General features: G+C 71.5%; 15 protein-coding genes and 1 tRNA gene. 1 reads left to right on the forward strand and 15 read right to left on the reverse strand.

Features of this window, described 5'->3' with window-relative positions; translation table 11 throughout:
- The first annotated feature begins 62 nt into the window (after positions 1 to 62).
- Entirely contained in the window at positions 63 to 635 is a 573-nt protein-coding gene (locus AB0J40_RS11065; RefSeq protein WP_364450676.1) for a TetR/AcrR family transcriptional regulator, read from the forward strand.
- Here the strand turns inward: AB0J40_RS11065 and AB0J40_RS11070 are convergent.
- From AB0J40_RS11070 to AB0J40_RS11140, 15 genes are all read right to left on the reverse strand, one after another.
- Entirely contained in the window at positions 625 to 1,557 is a 933-nt protein-coding gene (locus AB0J40_RS11070) for a hypothetical protein (protein WP_364450679.1), read from the reverse strand. The genes AB0J40_RS11065 and AB0J40_RS11070 overlap by 11 nt on opposite strands.
- Complete coding sequence (locus tag AB0J40_RS11075; protein WP_364450682.1) at positions 1,554 to 2,783, reverse strand: MFS transporter; 1,230 nt, start codon at positions 2,781 to 2,783, stop codon at positions 1,554 to 1,556. The genes AB0J40_RS11070 and AB0J40_RS11075 overlap by 4 nt, the downstream gene beginning before the upstream one ends.
- A gap of 9 nt (positions 2,784 to 2,792) precedes the next feature.
- Positions 2,793 to 4,352 carry a discoidin domain-containing protein gene (locus tag AB0J40_RS11080; protein WP_364451358.1) on the reverse strand — a complete coding sequence of 520 codons (1,560 nt, stop codon included), beginning with the start codon at positions 4,350 to 4,352 and terminating at the stop codon, positions 2,793 to 2,795.
- A gap of 396 nt (positions 4,353 to 4,748) precedes the next feature.
- Positions 4,749 to 5,849: an NAD(P)-binding domain-containing protein gene (locus tag AB0J40_RS11085; protein ID WP_364451361.1), complete on the reverse strand. Its 1,101-nt coding sequence runs from the start codon at positions 5,847 to 5,849 to the stop codon at positions 4,749 to 4,751.
- A 1,122-nt stretch (positions 5,850 to 6,971) separates the two neighbouring features.
- Positions 6,972 to 8,267 (reverse strand): GGDEF domain-containing protein, encoded by a 1,296-nt coding sequence (locus AB0J40_RS11090; protein ID WP_364450685.1) that lies wholly within the window; start codon positions 8,265 to 8,267, stop codon positions 6,972 to 6,974.
- A gap of 477 nt (positions 8,268 to 8,744) precedes the next feature.
- Positions 8,745 to 9,500, reverse strand: a complete 756-nt coding sequence (locus AB0J40_RS11095; protein ID WP_364450688.1) for an SRPBCC domain-containing protein — start codon at positions 9,498 to 9,500, stop codon at positions 8,745 to 8,747.
- A gap of 78 nt (positions 9,501 to 9,578) precedes the next feature.
- A complete protein-coding gene (locus tag AB0J40_RS11100; protein WP_364450691.1) occupies positions 9,579 to 10,433 on the reverse strand; it encodes a xanthine dehydrogenase family protein subunit M in 855 nt (284 codons plus the stop codon).
- A complete protein-coding gene (locus AB0J40_RS11105) occupies positions 10,430 to 12,871 on the reverse strand; it encodes a molybdopterin cofactor-binding domain-containing protein (protein ID WP_364450694.1) in 2,442 nt (813 codons plus the stop codon). Before AB0J40_RS11105 ends, AB0J40_RS11100 begins: the two co-directional genes overlap by 4 nt.
- Positions 12,871 to 13,395 carry a (2Fe-2S)-binding protein gene (locus AB0J40_RS11110; RefSeq protein ID WP_364450697.1) on the reverse strand — a complete coding sequence of 175 codons (525 nt, stop codon included), beginning with the start codon at positions 13,393 to 13,395 and terminating at the stop codon, positions 12,871 to 12,873. The genes AB0J40_RS11105 and AB0J40_RS11110 overlap by 1 nt, the downstream gene beginning before the upstream one ends.
- A 204-nt stretch (positions 13,396 to 13,599) precedes the next feature.
- Complete coding sequence (locus AB0J40_RS11115; protein ID WP_364450700.1) at positions 13,600 to 14,712, reverse strand: XdhC/CoxI family protein; 1,113 nt, start codon at positions 14,710 to 14,712, stop codon at positions 13,600 to 13,602.
- Complete coding sequence (locus tag AB0J40_RS11120; protein WP_364450703.1) at positions 14,705 to 15,817, reverse strand: VWA domain-containing protein; 1,113 nt, start codon at positions 15,815 to 15,817, stop codon at positions 14,705 to 14,707. The genes AB0J40_RS11115 and AB0J40_RS11120 overlap by 8 nt, the downstream gene beginning before the upstream one ends.
- A 123-nt stretch (positions 15,818 to 15,940) precedes the next feature.
- Positions 15,941 to 16,017, reverse strand: a tRNA-Arg gene (locus AB0J40_RS11125).
- Between the two features lie 257 nt (positions 16,018 to 16,274).
- Positions 16,275 to 17,153: a MoxR family ATPase gene (locus AB0J40_RS11130; RefSeq protein WP_364450706.1), complete on the reverse strand. Its 879-nt coding sequence runs from the start codon at positions 17,151 to 17,153 to the stop codon at positions 16,275 to 16,277.
- Positions 17,154 to 17,179: 26 nt separating this feature from the next.
- Positions 17,180 to 17,800 carry a nucleotidyltransferase family protein gene (locus tag AB0J40_RS11135; protein ID WP_364450708.1) on the reverse strand — a complete coding sequence of 207 codons (621 nt, stop codon included), beginning with the start codon at positions 17,798 to 17,800 and terminating at the stop codon, positions 17,180 to 17,182.
- Positions 17,793 to 18,623 (reverse strand): IclR family transcriptional regulator C-terminal domain-containing protein, encoded by an 831-nt coding sequence (locus tag AB0J40_RS11140; protein WP_364450711.1) that lies wholly within the window; start codon positions 18,621 to 18,623, stop codon positions 17,793 to 17,795. The genes AB0J40_RS11135 and AB0J40_RS11140 overlap by 8 nt, the downstream gene beginning before the upstream one ends.
- Positions 18,624 to 18,627: the final 4 nt, after the last annotated feature.

Genomic DNA, 18,627 nt, shown 5'->3' on the forward strand with positions numbered 1-18,627 from the left:
AACCCGTATCCAATAGGTTCACGATCCCCCGCTACTGAACCCGTGTCAAGTAAGCTCGGGGGATGCGGACGAGGCTGAGCACCGAACAGCGTCGCGAGCAGCTGCTGGCGATCGGCGCCGGCCTGTTCGCGAACCGGCCGTACGACGAGGTGTGGATCGAGGAGGTCGCCGAGATCGCGCAGGTCTCGCGCGGCCTGCTGTACCACTACTTCCCCACCAAGAAGGACTTCTTCGCGTCGATCGTCCGCGCCCAGCGCGATCAGCTGCTGGCCATGAGCGAGCCCGACCCGGCGCTGCCCGTGGCGGAGCAGCTGCGGGCCGGGCTCGACGTGTACCTCGAGTTCGCGCGCACGCACCCGGACGGCTACCGGATCGTGCACCGCGCCGCGAGCGGCGCCGACCGCGAGATCCAGGAGATCCGCGAGGCCGGGATGGCCGCCAACGCCACGCGCATCCTGGACGCGGTGAGCGGGCTGACGCCGGTCACCGAGGTGACACGGCTGGCCGTCCGCGGCTGGCTGACGTTCGTCGCGACGACCATCCTCGACTGGCTCGACCAGCCGAAGGTCACCCAGGATGAGCTGCGCGACCTCTGCGTCCGGACGCTGTTCGCGGCGGTCGGCGTCACCCCGTGACGGCGGGCGACGCGGCACCGTCCACGAGCTTCCGCGGCGTGCCGGAGCCGTCGGCCGGGACCGCCCAGACGGCGTTGTCCAGCCCGTAGAGGACGGTGTGGTCGTCCTGCCACAAGGCCTGGTCGTCGACGCTCTTCCGCTCCGCCAGCTCGGTTTCCCGCATGGTCTTCAGGTCGAGGACCGACAGCCGCCAGACGCCGTCGCCGACCTTCTTCTTGAAGGCGACCCGGGTGGCGTCCGGGGACAGGGACGGGCATTCGACGTTCTCCCTCAAGGCCTTCCCGCGGAAGCGCCGGTAGTCGGCTTCGACGAGGTAGGTCTTGCCCTTGCTGCCGAGGGTGGCGTAGAAGCGGTTGCCGTCGGGGGCGAAGGTGATGCCCCAGTAGTTGACGTCGGCGGCGAAGTAGCGCTTGTCGTCGACGAACACCGGCAGCTCTTCGATCGTCTTGACGAGCCGCCCGGTGTCCACTTCGTACAGTCCCGCGCGCGTCGAAAACCCCGTCTGCGCATACGAATCACCGGTGACGAAGAGCGTCCAGTAGACGCGCTTGCCGTCCGGGGACACCCGGGCGCGGCTGGGTGTCCCCGGCAGGGTCTCGGTGTGGCGGACGGCGAGGTGGTCGTCGAGGACGAGGACGTCCGTGACCGCGGGAAGTGTGCCGGGCTGGACGGCCAGGCAGACCGCCGTCTGCTTCGCCGCCGCGAACCGGTCGCACTTCACCCCGCTGAGCTGGCGTTTCCCCTGGTCAAGGACGCCGACGCGACCGGTGGCGGTGTCGCGGAACAGCAACTGGCCGGGGTTCAGGGTGAGCTGGGCGGCCGGAGTGGCGTCCGCGGAGTCGTGGCGGGCGCTGACGGTGTAGGCGGCGGCCGCGGCGACCAGGAGAGCGGTGCCGGCCAGGGCGAGGACGATTTTCTTCACGGGCGCACCGGTTTCACGAGGGCGGCGGCGAGGGCGACGACGGCCAGGCAGCCGGCGGCGACGAGCACCGCGGGCCGCAGGTCCCAGAGCGTCCAAGCCAGTCCGAAGAGGACGGAGGAGAGCATGCGGGCCACGGCCTGCCCGGTCTGCACGACGGCCATCCCGGTGGCCCGGAGGTCACGCGGGATGAGCGGGCCGGCGGCTGCCATGAGGACGCCGTCGGTGGCCGCGTAGAAGACGCCGTGCAGGCCGAGCGCCACGACCGGGATCACCGCGTGGGCCGGGCCGCAGAGCAGGACCAGGGCCACGCACAGCGCTCCGTGACCGCCGAGGAACACCGGCCAGCGGCCGATCCGGTCGGCGAGCTTGCCGAGCGGCACGGCGAGCACCAGGTAGACCCCCGCGGTGCCCAGCGGCAGCAGCGGGAAGAAGGTCGCCGCGATCTCCCAGCGCCGTTGCAGGGCCAGGTAGACGAAGGAGTCGCCGACCGTGACCAGGCCCAGCAACGCGGCCCACAGCGTCACGCGCCGGAAGTCGCTCCGCTTGAGCAGGCCCGCTGCCGTTCGCAGCGACACCGCGGCGCGATCGACGCTTCCGGGGTGATCGCGCACGAACAGGGCCAGCAGCAGCACGGCGATCGCCGCGACGCAGAAGCTGGTGAAGAACACGCTGTTGTAGCTACCGAGGCTCAGCGCGAGCACGGCCATGGCGACGAGCGGGCCGAGGAACGCGCCGACGGTGTCGAGCGCGCGGTGCACGCCGAACGACCGGCCGAGCGCGTCCGGCTCGCTGGACAGCGAGATCAGGGCGTCGCGCGGGGCGGTGCGCACGCCCTTGCCGGTGCGGTCGGCGGCGAGGACGAGGCCGATCGCCGCGACCGACGAGCCGGCCGCGACCAGGCCGAGCTTGCACACCGCGGACAAGCCGTACCCGAACTCGGCGACGGCCTTCAGGCGCCGCCACCGGTCGGCGAGGTGGCCGCCGAGCACCCGCACCAGCGCGGTGGCGCCGGCGTAGAGCCCGTCGAGCAGCCCGAACTGCAGCGGGTTCAGGCCGAGGCCGAGCACCAGGTAGAGCGGGAGGACGGCGGTCACCATCTCCGAGGAGACGTCGGTGACGAGGCTGACCATGCCGAGCGCGACCACGTTGGCGGAAACCCTTTTCAGCGCGGGTTTCCGGTTCTCGCCGGCCGCCAGGTCCGAGGTACGGCTTGCCGCGATGTACATGCCCGGCTCCTAGTGGCAGGTGTAGGTCGGGCTGCTGTCGAGAACCTTGCCGTCGACGCCGATGAGCTGCGACTGGAACGAGGTGTCCGTCATCGACAGCTTGAGGACGCCGTAGGTCTTCAGCAGCTTCGCGGTCGTCGGGTGCGCGGTGTGGATGGTGTAGAGGTTCGCGCCGCCGCTGCCGCCGACGATCTCGACCGGACCGTTCGCGTCGGCCTGGCCGTCGGCGTTCTGCGGGACGAACCGCTCGTAGTCGTGGTCGTGGCCGTTGAGGACGAGGTCGACCTTGTTGGCCGTCATGATGTTCCACAGCTCGATGCTGTCGGGGTTGTCGCCGTGGTCACCCGAGCTCCAGCGCGGGTGGTGGTAGTAGGCGGCGACGCAGCCCTTCGTGTTGTTCGCCAGGTCCTGCTTGAGCCAGGTGAGCTGGGGCGGCTCGGCGAAGTCGTCGTGGGTGACGAAGTCGTTGGAGTCGAGGGCGATGAAGTGCCAGTTGCCCATTTCCCAGCTGTAGTACCGCTTTCCCTGCGGCCTGGCGATGGCGCCGAAGTAGTCTTCGTAGCCCTTGAACGGGGTGTCGTCGTAGGACTCGTGGTTGCCGGGGATCGGGTGGGTGATGCTCTTGAACTTGCCCCACGTCTTGTCGTAGTAGGACTTGAAGTCCGAGAGGTGCGCGTCGTCGTACTGGTTGTCGCCCATGGTGATCACGGCGGCGGGGTTCATCTGCGTGACCAGGTTGGCCGTCTTGACGTGCGCGCAGCTCGAGCTGCTCGACGTGCAGCGCTCGGCGATGTCGCCGGCCGCGGCGAGGACGAAGCTGGTTCCGCTGCCCGCCGTCGTCTTGACGGTGATGGGCGCGCTCGTGCCCGAGAGGTTCCCGGCGGCGTCGCGGGCGCGGACGGCGTAGGTGTAGTTGGTGTCGGGCGTGAGGCCGGTGTCGGTGTAGGACGTCGTCGTGCTGGTGGCGACGGGGGTGCCGTTGCGCAGGATGTCGTACCCGGCGACGCCGACGTTGTCCGTGGCGGCGGTCCAGGTCAGGGCGGCGCTGGTGGCGGTGGTCGCGCCGGCGGTGAGGCCGGCCGGGGTGGTCGGGGCCTGGGTGTCGCCGGAGGAGTCCGTGCTGCCGAAGACCTGCATCTCCCAGAAGGAGTAGCCGTAGCTGGTGGCGCGGGTGAGGCCGACGAAGCGGACGTACCGGCCGTGGGCGTTCAGGGTGAGGTCGTCGATCTTGCCGTCACCGGCGTCGACCGACGAGGCGGTGGTGAAGTTCGCGCCGTCGTCGGAGACTTCGATGCGGTACTTCTTGGCGTAGGCGGCTTCCCAGTTGAGGAGGACGCGGTGGATCGCGGCGGACTGGCCGAGGTCGATCCGCAGCCACTGCGGGTCGGCGCCTTCGGCGCTGGCCCAGCGCGTGGTGGTGCTGCCGTCGACGGCCTTGCTCCCGGCGTACGACGAGCTTTCGACGGTGGAGGTCGCGACGGGTTTTCCCTGCGAGAGCAGGACATCGGCTTGCTCGCTGGCCTGGGCGGCGACGATCGCGGAGGGCAGCAGGGTGACCGCGGCTAGCACGGGGACGAGTTTTCGTAGGCGGGTCGACGGCACGTCGCGCTCCTTCTGGGCCTTGGCGGTGGCTGGTGGGCTGCGGCGCTGGTTAACGGGAGCTGAACTGTTAGGAAAGTTTCCTAACAAAGCGGACTGTATCGATGACCGGTTCCGACTGACAAGACGTGTCTTGTCGTTGAATCGGTCAAGAGGGTGAGTTTTGGGGGATTTCCGCTGCTCAGAGCATGTTTCGCTGAGCGGGATACTGCACCGTGCCGCGGGACGGCGAGGTCTGACCTTTCCGTCGGCCGCGGATTTTGTCGGTGGTCGCGGGTAGCGTGGGAACCGGGGGCAGCGCCCATCGCCTTTCGTTCTCCCACAAGGGAAACCGGCCGGGTCGGGCGGCGCCGAGCTTCACCCGGTTCAGTGATGACCTTCGCTCAGGTGTTCGGTAGTTTCGGATGTATGACGCAGCAGCTTCTTGATCTCACCGACCGCGGCCCGTCCAGCCCGGTTCGCCCCCACCGTGCTCGCCGAGGGCCCGTAGCCCACCAGGTGCAGCCGCGGCTCGCGCACCACGCGCGTGCCGTCCATCCGGATCCCGCCCCCGGCTTCTCTGATGTGCAGCGGCGCGAGGTGGTCGATCGCCGCGCGGAACCCGGTCGCCCAGAGGATGACGTCGGCGTCGAAGCGCGAGCCGTCCGCCCAGACGACCCCGTCGGGCGTGATGCGCTCGAACATGGGCCGCCGCTCGAGGATCCCGGCCGCGCGAGCGGCGCGCACCTCGGGCGTCACGGCCAGATCGGTCACGCTCACCACGCTCTCGGGAGGCAACCCGGCGCGCACCCGTTCGTCGACCTTCGCGACGGCTTCGCGTCCCCAGTTTTCGCTGAACGGCTCGTCCCGCCACACGGGCGGCCGCCGGGTCACCCACGCCGTCGCGCGGGCGAGCGGGGCGAACTCCATGAGTAGCTGAACGGCGGAAGCGCCGCCCCCGACCACGACAACCCGCCGGCCACGGAAGTCTTCGGGGCCGGTGTAGTCGGCCGTGTGCACCTGACGCCCGGCGAAGGTCTCCTGGCCGGGGTAGTGCGGCCAGAAAGGCCGGTCCCAGGTACCGGTGGCACTGATGACGGCTTTCGCGGCCCAGGACTCCGCGGGGCTGCTGACGAGCAGCCGCTCCCCCGCCCGCGTCACGGACTGGACGTCGACGGGCCGGAAGACAGGGAGGTCATAGACGCTTTCGAAGCGAGCGAAGTACTCCGAGACGACTTCGGAGGCGGGACGCGTCACGTCCGGGCTGCCGAAGGCCATGCCGGGCAGGTCGTAGATGCCGTGCACCTTGCCGAGCACGAGGGAGGGCCACCGGTACTGCCAAGCGCCCCCGGCCCGTTTCCCGTGGTCGAGGACGACGAAGCCATCACCGTTGGCAAACCCGGCCCGCCGCAGGTGATAGGCGGCCGAGAGACCGGCCTGCCCAGCCCCGATCACCACGACGTCGGTCTCGTGATCCGCACGGCTCATGTCGGGTTCAACGGCTGCCGGCCGGGGGTATTTCGCGCCGTTCATCACACGTGCGCGGGTAGCGTCCTGCCGTCTCGACTGGAGACCCCCGGCAGGCCGGGTCGCGCGGCACGGGCAGCTCAGCAGGCCGGATCACACGACACGGCAGCTCGCCGGCCGCCCAATCCGGCGACCCCTGGGGAACCGACCGCGACGCGGCCGTGAAGCGCGCCCGCGGCCAGTTCCGCTGGTTCAGCGCGTACCCCGCGGTCACCAGCACCCCGGCCAGCCCACCGAGCCCCGACAACACCACCGACTCCGCCAGGTTCGCCGGCGGCTGGAAGGTCTACGCCGAGCTGCCGGGCCCGGCGGGGGTTCGCCGGGGCCCTGCGGACCGGCTTGCGCAACGCGGCCTCCGCGGGCGACCCTGCCGGGGTCCGCCGGGGCCTTGCGGACCGGCTTATGCGGCGCGGCCTCCGCAGGCAACCCCGCCGACCCTGGCGGGGTCCGCCGGGGCCCTGCTGATCCGCTTGCGCAGCGCGGCCTCCGCAGGCAACCCTGCCGGGCCCGGCGGATCTCGACGCCGAGTTCGGTCGCACGTTCGGCGAGCACCGCCGCCACGCGCCGCTGCGGCACGCCGAGGTCCGCCGGGGCCCTGCGGACCGGCTTGCACAGCGCGGCCTCCGCAGGCGACCCCGCCAGGCCCGGCCGGGTTCGCCGGGGCCTTGCTGATCCGCTTGCACAGCGCGGCCTCCGCGGGCGACCCTCGCCACCGCGCCGGTCGCTCGGTCGGCCTGCCCCGGGCACCCCGGCGGCTGACCGACCGCCGCTACCCGGCCGGCACGCCGCGCCTGACCTCCGCCCTGCTCAGCAGAACTTCAGCGAAGGCCGCGGCGACGGACGGGTGCCCGATGCGCGGGACCGGCGGGAGCGAAGACAAGGCGGCTCCCGCGGGCGGCGGGGATGGGAGGGCGTCCTGGCCTTGCCGACCGGAGCCCGCCCTACCCGCCCCCCCGGCCCGCGCATCAGCGACAATCACGCCCCCGGTCCGACCCACCTCCGCATGGCGCCCCGTGGCACTGAACCCACCGCACATCCCCACACCCCGCCGCGCAGCATCGGCAGCCGCGCGGCGCGTCGGCCTCACACGGCAACGCGGTTCCGCCCCGCCTCCTTCGCCCGGTACAAAGCCGCGTCGGCCGACCGGAGCACGTCGTCGAGCGTCGGGCCCGCGTCCGGGTGGCGGGCCACCCCGATCGACACCGACAGGCCGCTCACCCGGACCGTGCCGCCGCCCGTCGAGATCACCACGTTCAGCTCCCCCACCGCCGCCCGCACCCGCTCGGCTATGGCCAGCACGTCCGCACGGCCGATGCCCGGCAGCAGCACCACGAACTCCTCGCCGCCGAACCGGCCGACCGTGTCGCCCTGGCGCACCGACCCCGAAATCGCGACCGCCACCGCGGCCAGGACGTCGTCGCCGGTCAGGTGGCCGTACGTGTCGTTGATGCGCTTGAAGTGGTCCAGGTCGATCATCAGCACCGCGAACCCGCCGCCCGCCGGGCCGCGCCGCTGCGCGCGAGTGTGCTCGCGCACCGCCGACTCGTGCCAGCCCGCCGTGTTGAGCAGGCCCGTCTTCTCGTCCGTCACCGCCGCTACCTGCAATTGCTGTTTCAGCAACAGGTAGCGGTGCAACAGCAACAACGGCGCCACGACGAACACCACCAGCACCGGCTGCTCGGCCAGCGCCAGCGCGGCGAGGCCGCCGAGGCAGAGCGTCGCCAGCTCGAACGCGTTGTCCTCCCAGGTGCCCATCAGGTCGGCCGCCGAGCGCTGGCTCGTGTACAGGTAGATCCCGGCCGCGACCAGGCCGACGTTCACCAGCTCGAACACCGCGGCGGCCAGGCAGAGTGCGAAGAGCCCGCGCGCCGTCTGCAACGGCGTTCCGTGCAACCCGGACACCGCCAGAACGGACGAAGCAGCGAAGCACGAGAGCATCGCCCAAGCCGTGCTCGCGACGAAGCGGTGCGCGGGCCGCGTACGCACCTGACGCCACACGCGCACCCACAGGTGCGTGTAGAGCACGACGGCCAGCAGCGCGACCCACGCCGGCGGCAGCAGGACGACGCCGGCGAGGTACCAGACCGACGTGACGTTGATGTGGGTCTGCCCGCTCATCCACCGCCGCAGCCGCTCGATCCGGCGCGACATCTCGGCCTGGGCCACGCCGAGCGCGACGAGCACCGCGAACCAGACCGGCCGCACGGGCCCGCCGAACCCGGTGACCAGCGCGGTCCCGGTCGCGACTACGGCGACCAGTTCGCACCCGAGCGCGTAGGTGATCCAGCGGGCTTTCGCGCCGGCCCACATCTCCCACCGCGCGGGCCAGCCCGGCCAGGTGGAAAGCGCTTCCCGGCGCACGGCGGCCTGGGCTCTCAAGAGCCGAAGCCACAGACGTGACGGACCGGCATCGTGACGTACCCCTTGCGCGAAGTTCGGCCGACCAGGTAGCCCAGCGTAGCCGTTCCGACGACGCGCGTCGCCAGTCCGGGCGATTTGCGGGCAACGCGCCTGCCCGAAGACCCGCGCAAAGTAGATCCACGCAGCTCAGCGGTCCACGAGCAGATCATTGCCCGGGAAAGGCGGACCCGGGAAAACAGGAGCGGGAACGCGAACCTGGGAACGCGAAGGCGGGATCGCGAAGGCGGGATCGCGGAAGTGGGAATCCCGCCTCGGCGATCCCACGCTCGCCGAGGAAGAGCGCCAACGCCGCGCACGAACACCAGCGTGCGACCAAGGAGCGACGCAAGCTTCGCCCAGCTCAGCACTCAGGGTCGTGGCCGCACCCGAGCGCGCGCCACACACACCTGGCGCGAAGCACCCAATCCGACTCCGCGCCCGCGAGGACCCGGCTCCCTACTTGCGCAGCGCCCGGATGATCGCCACCAAGCCGACCACCGCCGCGATGCCCAGCAGTACCGGCGCCACCCGCTTCAGCACAGACTGGCCCGCGTAGTCGAGCAAGTCGATCGCTTCCGTCTCCGGTGCCGCCGGGACGCTTCGCAACGGTGGGCGGTCCGACGACGCGGCCGCCGGCTTCGGGTCCGTGTTGATCTCCGCCGTCGTCGGGGCCGGCTTGACCGCCGGGGCCGGCTTGGCCACCGGCTCCGTCGTCGATGTCGGCTCGGGCGTCGGTTCCGCGGCCACCGGTGACGGCGCCGGCGAAGCCGCCGGGGCCAGCTTGCCCGACAGGCAGCCCGCGAACGTGTCCAGGATCTTGCCGCCCACCTCGCTGATCAGCCCGCGGCCGAACTGCGCGGGCTTGCCCGTGATCGACAGGTCCGTCGCCACCGCGCCGTGGGTTCCGCCGTCGGTTTCCGTCAGCGTCAACGTCACCGTTGCCGCCGCCGTGCCCGCTCCGCGGGAGTCCTTGCCCGAGGCCTTGATCGTCACCTTGTGGGCGGCGTCGTCCTTCTCCAGGAACTCGCCGTTGCCCTTGTACAGCAGGGAAATCGGCCCGAGCTTGACCTTCACCGTGCCGCTGAACTTGTCGCCCTCGACCTTCGTCAACGTGGCCCCCGGCATGCACGGGGCGACGCGCTCGGGGTCGACGACCGCCTGCCAGACCTCGCCGATCGGTGCCGGGACGGTGAATTCGTGGTCGAGCCGCACGGGCCGACCTCCTTCCTGAAGACGACGGGGTCCGGTGCCCACCCTAGCCGCCGCCGGAGCGACGGCCAGGGTGACGCCTCAGGCTCCGGCCGCCGCCGCGATCGCGCGACCCGTCAGCACCTGGGCCAGGTGCCGGCGGTACTCGACGTCGGCGTTGCTGTCGACCGGCGGGTTCGTGCCCTCCGCCGCGTGCGAGGCCGCCGCCGCGATCGCATCGGCCGACGCCTGCACGCCGACCAGCGCCGCTTCGACACCGGACGCCCGGACCGGCGTCGAGCCCATGTTCGTCAGCGCGACGCGGGCCTCCTCGATGACGCCCGCTTCGGTGCGGACGGTGACCGCGACCGCGACCATCGACCACGCCTGGGCGACCCGGTTGAACTTCTCGTAGTGCGCCCGCCACCCGGTGTGCTTGGGCACGCGGACCTCGACCAGGAGCTCGTCCGGCGCCAGCGCCGTCGTGAACAGGTCCTGGAAGAACTCCGCGGCCGGCACCGTCCGGCGGCCGGACGGACCGGCGACCACGAGCGACGCCTCCAGCGCGAGCACCGGTGCCAGCAGGTCGCCCGCCGGGTCGGCGTGCGAGATCGCGCCGCCCAACGTCCCGCGGTGGCGGATCTGCGGGTCGGCCACCGTGTCGGTCGCCTCTTTGAGCAACGCGGCGTGCTCGGCGATCAGCGCGTCACGCTGCACCTCGTAGTGCGTCGTCATCGCGCCGATCACCAGGTCGTCGCCGTCCTCGCGCACGCCGCGCAGCTCCGCGACGCGCCCGAGGTCGACCAGTGTCGTCGGCGCGGCCAGCCGCATCCGCAGCACCGGCAGCAGGCTCTGCCCGCCGGCCAGCACCTTGGCGTCCTCGCCCGCCGACGCCAGCGCCTGCACCGCTTCGTCCACTGTGGACGGGCGGACGTAGTCGAAGGAAGCCGGGATCACTGCGCACCTCCGGAAGCGTCGATGGAACCGAGCCCGCCGCCCGCTTCGTCGCGGCCGGGGCCGCCCGCGTCGGTCGTGCCGTGCTGGATGGCATGCCACACCCGCATGGGCGTCAACGGCATCTCGATGTCGTTGACGCCGAAGTGCCGCACCGCGTCGACCACCGCGTTGACCACCGCCGGAGTGGAGGCGATGGTGCCCGCCTCGCCGACGCCCTTGGCGCCGAGCGGGTTGGACGTCGACGGCGTCTCCGTGCGGTCGGTGGTGAACGACGGCAGGTCGGCCGCCGACGGCAGCAGGTAGTCGGCGAACGTGCCGGTGGTGAGCGTGCCGCTGTCGTCGTGCTCGGTGCCCTCGAACAACGCCTGCGCGATGCCCTGCGCGAGCCCGCCGTGCACCTGGCCCTCGACGATCAGCGGGTTCACCGCGACGCCGACGTCGTCGACGCAGACGTAGGAGCGCAGCTTGATCCGGCCCGTCTCGGTGTCCACTTCGGCGGCGCACAGGTGCGTGCCGTGCGGGAACGAGAAGTTCTCCGGGTCGAAGGTGGCGTCCGAGTCGAGCGAGGGCTCGACCCCGTCGGGCAGGTTGTGCGCCGCGAAGACCGCGAGCGCGACGTCGCCGATGGTCGTCGACGTGTCGGTGCCCTTGACGGTGAACTTGCCGCCGGCGAACTCGAGGTCGTCCTCGGCGCATTCGAGCAGGTGCGCCGCGATCGGCTTCGCCTTGGCGACGACCTTCTCGGCGGCCTTGATGACGGCGATGCCGCCGACCACCAGCGACCGCGAGCCGTAGGTGTCCATGCCCTTGTGCGACGACTGCGTGTCGCCGTGCAGGATCTCGACGTCCTCGAACGCGACGCCCAGCTGGTCGGCGACGATCTGGCTCCACGCCGTCTCGTGGCCCTGGCCGTGCGCGGACGCGCCGGTCGTGACCTCGACCTTGCCGGTGGGCAGCATCCGGATCGACGCGTACTCCCAGCCGCCGGCGCCGTAGTCGAGCGAGCCGAGCACCCGCGACGGCGCGAGCCCGCACATCTCGGTGAACGTCGAGATGCCGATGCCGAGCTGGACCTTGTCGCCCGATTCACGGCGGCGCTTCTGTTCGGCGCGCAGGCCGTCGTAGTCGAAGAGCTGCTTGGCCTTTTCGGTGGCGGCCTCGTAGTTGCCGGAGTCGTAGGTCAGCCCGCACACGGTGGTGAACGGGAATTCCTCGTGCTTGATCCAGTTCTTCTCGCGCAGCTCCAGCGGGTCCATGCCGAGCTCGACCGCGAGCTCGTCCATGATCCGCTCGATCGCGAAGGTCGCCTCCGGGCGGCCGGCGCCGCGGTAGGCGTCGGTCAGCGTCGTCGTCGTGTACACGTTGGTGCACGCGAAGTGGTACGCCGGGATCTTGTAGATCGCGTTGAACATGAACGCGCCGAGGATCGGCACGCCCGGCCCGACGAGGCCGTTGTACGCGCCGAGGTTGGCGAGCAGCTCGACCTTGAGGCCGGTGACCTGGCCGTCGCGGGTCGCCGAGATGGTGATGTCCTGGATCTGGTCGCGGCCGTGGTGCGCGGCGAGCATCGTCTCCGACCGCGACTCGTTCCACTTGACCGGCTTGCCGAGCTTCTGCGCGACCAGCAGCGACATCATCTCTTCGGGCAGCACGCCGATCTTGCCGCCGAAGCCGCCGCCGACGTCGGGGGCGATCACGCGCAGCTTGTGCTCGGGGATGCCGAGCGTCAGCGCCGACATCACGCGCAGGATGTGCGGGACCTGCGTGGCCGACCACATGGTGATCTGCGTGCCGGTGGGGTCGACGACGCAGGCGCGCGGCTCCATGAACGCCGGGACCAGGCGCTGCTGCCGGAAGCGGCGCTTGAGCACGACCTCCGACGAGCTGATCGCGTCCTCGACGTTGCCGCCGGTGCCGGCCTCGGCCGAGTCGAACTTCCAGACCGCGCTCGTGTTGGTGCCCAGGTCCTCGTGGACCAGCGGGGCGCCGTCGGCGATCGCGGCTTCCATGTCGAGGATCACCGGCAGCTCGTCGTACTCGACGTCGATCTCCTCGAGCGCGTCGTGCGCTTCGGCGGACGACCGCGCGACGACGACCGCGACGCCCTCACCGGCGAAGTTCACCGTGTCGGACGCGAGCACGGGACGCCGCGGCGCCTTCATGTCCGGCGTGATCGGCCACGCGCACGGCATGCCGATCGCGCCGTCCGGGTCGAGGTCCTTGCCGGTGTAGACGGCGACGACGCCCGAAGCGCCCTTGGCTGCCGACGTGTCGATCGAGACGATCTTGGCGTGCGCGAACGGGCTGCGCAGGACGGCCATGTGCAGCAGGCCGGGCAGCGCGATGTTGTCGGTCCAGCGGGTGCGGCCGGTGATCAGCCGCTCGTCCTCCTTGCGGCGCCGGGACCTTCCGACTTCCGGTTCGATCGTCGCGGTCATCAGTCACCACCCACGCCGACGTGCTTGTTCTCGGCGATCCGCTCGGCTTCGGGGCCGGCGCCGGGGCTCATGTGCTGCGCGGCGTCGCGCACCGCGCGGACGATGTTCTGGTAGCCGGTGCAGCGGCAGAGGTTGCCTTCGAGCCCTTCGCGGACGGCTTCCTCGTCCGGGTCGGGGTTGTCGGCCAGCAGGTCGATGGACTGCATGATCATGCCGGGCGTGCAGAACCCGCACTGCAGCGCGTGGTTGTCGTGGAAGGCCTGCTGCACCGGGTGCAGCTTGCCGTCGCGGGCGAGACCTTCGATGGTGGTGACCTCGCAGCCGTCGGCCTGCACGGCCAGGACGGAGCAGGACTTCACGCTGTGCCCGTCCAGGTGGACGGTGCAGGCGCCGCAGTTGCTGGTGTCGCAGCCGACGACGGTGCCGACCTTGCCGAGTTTTTCGCGCAGGTGGTGCACGAGCAGGGTGCGGGGCTCGACTTCGTCGGTGTACTTCGTCCCGTCGACGGTGACGGTGATGCGCATCAGGCCTCCAAAAGCCGGTTCGGGAACGGCCCGCCCGACCGTGATCGGGCTCACAGACTCCCGAGCGTGCTACGCGACCTTCGCGCGGACAAGTCCTGATGTCACACGTTCAACTATCTCTTCCGCAGATAAGCGACGCCTCCACGTTCGGCGCCGCATCTGCGGAAGTCCGGATGGGTGAACTTTTGTGGGCCACCGGGAGTATCAGCCGTGGATGCGTCCGGACAGCTCGGCGAGGCGTTTTCCGCCGCCGCCCCACCGCAGCGCGATGATTTCCGCGGCGATCGAGACAGCTGTCTCCTCCGGGGTCCGGGCACCGAGGTCGAGCCCGATCGGCGAGGACAGCCGTTCCAGCTCCGCTTCGGTGATCCCGGCTTCGCGCAGGCGGGCGAAGCGGTCGTCGTGCGTCTTGCGGGAGCCCATCGCGCCGACGTAGCCGACGTCCAGGCGCAGCGCGACCTCCAGCAGCGGCACGTCGAACTTCGGGTCGTGGGTCAGCACCGCGATCGCCGTGCGCTGGTCGATCCGGCCCGCGTCGGCCTCCGCCTTGAGGTAGCGGTGCGGCCAGTCGACGACGACGTCGTGCGCGTCCGGGAAGCGGCTGGTGGTGGCGAACACCGGCCGCGCGTCGCAGACCGTGACCTGGTAGCCGAGGTAGGCGCCCATGCGGGCCATCGCGGCGGCGAAGTCGATCGCGCCGAAGACCAGCAGCCGGGGCGGCGGCTCGAAGGAGTTGACGAACACCGCCATGCCCTCGCCGCGGCGCTGCCCGTCCGGCCCGTAGTGCAGGGTGCCGGTGCGGCCGCTGGCGAGCAGTCCGCGCGCGTCGTCGGCGACCGCGTCGTCCATCCGCGACGACCCCAGCGAGCCCGCGGTCCGGTCCGGCCAGACGATCATGTGCTCGCCGACCAGGCCTTCCTGTTCGTGCTCGATGATCGTGACGACCGCGACGGGCTCGCCGCCGCGCACCGACGCGACGACGTCGCCGAGCTCCGGCATGGACTCGCGGTCGACGTGCTCGACGTAGATGTCGATGATCCCGCCGCAGGTCAGGCCGACGGCGAAGGCGTCGTCGTCGGAGACGCCGTAGCGCTGCAGCACCGGCTTGCGCTCGGCGACGACCTCCTGCGCGAGCTCGTAGACCGCGCCTTCGACGCAGCCGCCGGACACGCTGCCGGCGACGGTCCCGTCGGCCGCGACGACCATCGCGGCACCGGGCGCGCGCGGCGCCGAGGAGAAGGTCGCGACCACGGTGCCGAGGCCGACCGTCTCGCCGTCGGACCAGCGGCGGAACACGTCGTCGAGTACGTCACGCATCGGAAATCTCCCCGAGCAGTCGTTCCAAGGTGGCCAGGGTGTGCCCGGCCAGGAGCCGGTCGATGTGGGGCAACGCGGCGACGATGCCCGACTGGACCGGAGCGTACCCCGCACGGCCGGCGTGCGGATTCACCCAGAATACGGCGTGCGCGAGCCGGCGCAGGCCGGCGAGCTGCTCGCCGAGCAGGCCGGTGTCGCCGCGTTCCCAGCCGTCGGAGAAGACGGTGACCACGGCGCGGCGCGCGACCCCGCGCCGGCCCCAGCGGTCGAGGAAGGCCTGCAGCGTCTCGCCGAGCCGGGTGCCGCCGGCGAAGTCGGGCACCGCCGAGCCCGCGGCGAGCATGGCGCGTTCGGGGTCGCGTTGCCGCAGCTGGCGCGAGACCCGCGTGAGGCGCGTGCCGAGCGTGAAGACCTCGACGGACTGGGGCGCGGACCGGGTCAGGACGTGGGCGAACCGCAGCAGGGCGTCGGCGTAGGGGGACATGGAGCCCGAGACGTCGATGAGCAGCACGACCCGCCGCGCCCGCTTCCCGCGGCGGACGTGCGCGAGCTTCACGGGTTCGCCGCCGCTGGCGAGCATGGCGCGCAGGGTCCGGGAGGGATCGAGCCGCCCCCGGTGCGCGGGGGTCCTGCGCGCGGCCGGCCGTCGCGGCGGGACGGGCTTGAGGGTGGCGAGGAGTTCGCGGAGGTGTTCGCGTTCGGCGGTGGTGAGGGCGGCGAGATCCCGGTGCCGCAGGACCTCTTGCGCGCTGGCGGCGACTTTGAGCTGGTCAGGGGCATCTGCGGTGGTGGACTGCCCACCGTCGGCGTCGACCAGCGGCGCGATGCGCGCCTGCTTGGGAGCGGCAGTTTTCGCGCGTTGGGGGGTGGTCGTTTCGATGGCGAACCACTGGCTGAAGGCTTCTTCGTAGCAGGGGAGGTCATCGGGGCTGGAGCAGAGGGTGAGCCGGCCGGCCCAGTAGAGCTGGGTGGGTTCGGAGACGTCGATCTCGGCGACGGCGGTCAGGTAGGCCTGCACGCGGTGCGCATCGCAGGCAACGCCGGCTTCGCGCAGGGCGGCGGCGAACCCGGCATACCCGGCCACGGGATCGGCGGCGGTGGTCATGACTCCATTGTGCGCTCACCCGCCGAGGAGGGCGCACCTGTGAGGGCTGTCCTGTGGACAGCACCTCGGCGGCCACCCGAACCTGTCGGTGCCCTCCGGTAGCGTGGAAAACGGGGGCTGCTCTGGCGTCCCGACGAGGAGTCGAACCTCGGACCTCGGCGTTCGTAGCGCCGCGCTCTGTCCTGCTGAGCTACCGGGACGGGGCGGTCTGCGCGCACGCCCCTCCCCGGGCGGGCGCAGACCGCGCTCTTCGCCGCGGCCGACCCGAGGTAGCGAGGGGTGGGCGCGAAGAGCCTTCAGGAAGATTCAGCGAACGGCACGGGAGATCGTGCCGCAGCGGTTCACTTGCCGGTTCACGATCTCCTCCTCTCGGTGGTGTTGCCTGCTGTGCTGGGAAAAGGATGCCGGAGCCCGCCGGGGCGGTCAACGCAATTAACCTGCGGTCCTTTGTGGACTTTCAGGCGAACAGCGCGTCCAGTTTCGCGCGGACGCGGTCGAGGTCTTCGCTGTACTTCAGGACCGCTCCGAGCGTGCGGGCCGCCGATGCCGCGTCCAGTTCGTCGCGGTGCAGCGCCAGCAGGGCCCGGGCCCAGTCGAGTGACTCCGCCACCCCCGGCGGCTTGAGCAGGTCCATCTCGCGGAGCCGGTGCACCGCTTCCGCGATCTGGCGGGCCAGCACCGGACCGATCTCCGGGATCCGCCGACGCAGGATGGTGACCTCGCGCGCGAGGTCCGGGTGTTCCAGCCAGTGGTAGAGGCAACGGCGCTTGAGGGCGTCGTGCACTTCGCGGGTCCGGTTCGAGGTCAGCACCACCAGCGGCGGCTGTTCGGCGCGGACTTCGCCGTACTCGGGGATCGTCACGGCGTGCTCGTCGAGCAGCTGGAGGAGGAAGGCCTCGAACTCGTCGTCGGCGCGGTCGATCTCGTCGACGAGCAGCACGCACGGCGCCGTGATGAGGGCCTGCAGCAGGGGGCGCGCGAGCAGGAAGCGTTCGGTGTAGAGGGAGCGTTCGGCGGTCTCGACGTCGACGCGTCCGTCGCCGGCGGCCTCGAGGGCGCGCAGGTGCAGGAGCTGGCGCGGGAAGTCCCATTCGTAGAGGGCCTGGGCGGCGTCGATGCCCTCGTGGCACTGGAGGCGCACCAGCGGCCGGCCGAGTGCGGTGGCCAGCGCGATGGCCAGGGAGGTCTTGCCGGTGCCGGGTTCGCCTTCGCAGAAGAGCGGGCGGCCCATCCGGAGGGCGAGGAAGCCGGCGGTGGCGAGCCCGTCGTCGGCGAGGTAACCGGTCGCGTCCAGCGCGGCGGCAAGTTCTTCAGGCGAGGCGAGCGAGTCCGTCACAGTGTCGATCGTAGGCGGCGCGCCGGTCACCGGCCGGGCAGATCCGCCCGGCGGTCGACGTCGCGGCCGCTGCCGAGGTCGCCGCACTCGACGAGCTTCAGGTCGGGACGGGTCGACAGCCAGTCCCGGGCGCCGCGGTCACCCTGGGCGGACTCGGCGATTTCGGCCCACCAGCGGCGGCCGAGGAGGACCGGGTGGCCGGGGACGCCCTCGTAGGAGGCCCGGGCGACGGTTTCGGCGGTCGCGCCGGCGGCGACGCGGGTCAGGACGTCGGCGCCGACCCACGGCAGGTCGACGAGGTGGACCAGGGCCGCGACCGGGCCTGGCGCCGCGGAGAGCGCGGCCAGGCCGGCTTTGAGGGACGCGCCCATGCCGCTCTCCCAGCCCTCGGCGAAGACGGCTTGACCGGGCTCGGGCAGGAGCGCGCGCACTTGCTCGGCGGCGGCGCCGACAACGACACGAACGGGCCGGCAGCCGGCGGCATCGAGGGTGGCGAGTGCGCGGAGGACGAGCGGACGGCCATCGAGTTCGGCGAGGGCTTTGGGACCGCCGAACCGACGCCCGGCCCCGGCGGCCAGCAGCAGGCCGGCGACGGGCTCGGCTGCTGCACCTGATGCTCCGGCCGCTCGGGGGCGGTTCTCAGCCATGGGCTCGGCCTGGGGCTCCGATCGCCAGGTCGGCCTCTATCGCCCGGGCCGTCTCCAGCAACGGTGGGACCAGATCTCGCTCCACCGACTCCGCCGTCGTTCGGCTTGCGTGTGTTGACAGGTTCACCGCTGCCGCTACTCGGCCTCTGCGGTCGTGGATCGGGGCCGCCACCGAACGGAGGCCCTCCTCCAGCTCCTGGTCGACCATCGCCCAGCCCTGGTCCCGCACCTTGGCCAGCTCCTCCCTCAGGCGGCCGGGTGCGGTGACCGTGCGGTCCGTCAGGGGGTCGAGCTTCGCCACCACGAAGTACGCCTCCAGTTCCGCCCTGCTCAGGCCGGCCAGCAGGACGTGCCCCATCGAGGTCGCGTGGGCCGGGAAGCGGGTTCCCACGTTGATGCTCACCGTCATGATGCGGGACACCGCCACCCGGGCCACGTAGACGATGTCCGTGCCCTCCAGGACCGATACCGAGCTGGACTCGTGCACCTCCGCCGACAGGTGCTCCAGGTGTGGCTGCGCCACCTCCGGCAGCGTCATGCTCGACAGGTACGAGTACCCCAGCTCCAGCACGCGGGCCGTCAGGGAGAAGTACTTGCCGTCCGTGCGGACGTAGCCCAGGTCGGCCAGGGTCAGCAGGAACCGGCGGGCCGCGGCGCGGGTCAGGCCCGTCGACCGGGCCACGTCGCTCAGGGTCAGCTCCGCCGCTTCCGCGTGGAAGGCCTTGATCACCGCCAGGCCGCGCTCCAGCGACTGCACGTGGTGGGCACCTCGGTGCGCCGGCTCGGTGTCGACCTCGGCTTCGATCTGCCTCCCCACGTCCATGACC

The organism is Amycolatopsis sp. NPDC049691 (genome assembly GCF_040675005.1).
GTDB lineage: Bacteria > Actinomycetota > Actinomycetes > Mycobacteriales > Pseudonocardiaceae > Amycolatopsis.

What these genes read in the sequence shown, in the direction of transcription:
- AB0J40_RS11115 (WP_364450700.1), bottom strand. Translation starts at nt 14,712, where the DNA reads ATGCGTGACGTACTCGACGACGTGTTCCGCCGCTGGTCCGACGGCGAG.
- AB0J40_RS11085 (WP_364451361.1), bottom strand. Translation starts at nt 5,849, where the DNA reads ATGAGCCGTGCGGATCACGAGACCGACGTCGTGGTGATCGGGGCTGGG.
- AB0J40_RS11105 (WP_364450694.1), bottom strand. Translation starts at nt 12,871, where the DNA reads ATGACCGCGACGATCGAACCGGAAGTCGGAAGGTCCCGGCGCCGCAAG.
- AB0J40_RS11075 (WP_364450682.1), bottom strand. Translation starts at nt 2,783, where the DNA reads ATGTACATCGCGGCAAGCCGTACCTCGGACCTGGCGGCCGGCGAGAAC.
- AB0J40_RS11120 (WP_364450703.1), bottom strand. Translation starts at nt 15,817, where the DNA reads ATGACCACCGCCGCCGATCCCGTGGCCGGGTATGCCGGGTTCGCCGCC.
- AB0J40_RS11065 (WP_364450676.1), top strand. Translation starts at nt 63, where the DNA reads ATGCGGACGAGGCTGAGCACCGAACAGCGTCGCGAGCAGCTGCTGGCG.
- AB0J40_RS11110 (WP_364450697.1), bottom strand. Translation starts at nt 13,395, where the DNA reads ATGCGCATCACCGTCACCGTCGACGGGACGAAGTACACCGACGAAGTC.
- AB0J40_RS11140 (WP_364450711.1), bottom strand. Translation starts at nt 18,623, where the DNA reads ATGGACGTGGGGAGGCAGATCGAAGCCGAGGTCGACACCGAGCCGGCG.
- AB0J40_RS11135 (WP_364450708.1), bottom strand. Translation starts at nt 17,800, where the DNA reads ATGGCTGAGAACCGCCCCCGAGCGGCCGGAGCATCAGGTGCAGCAGCC.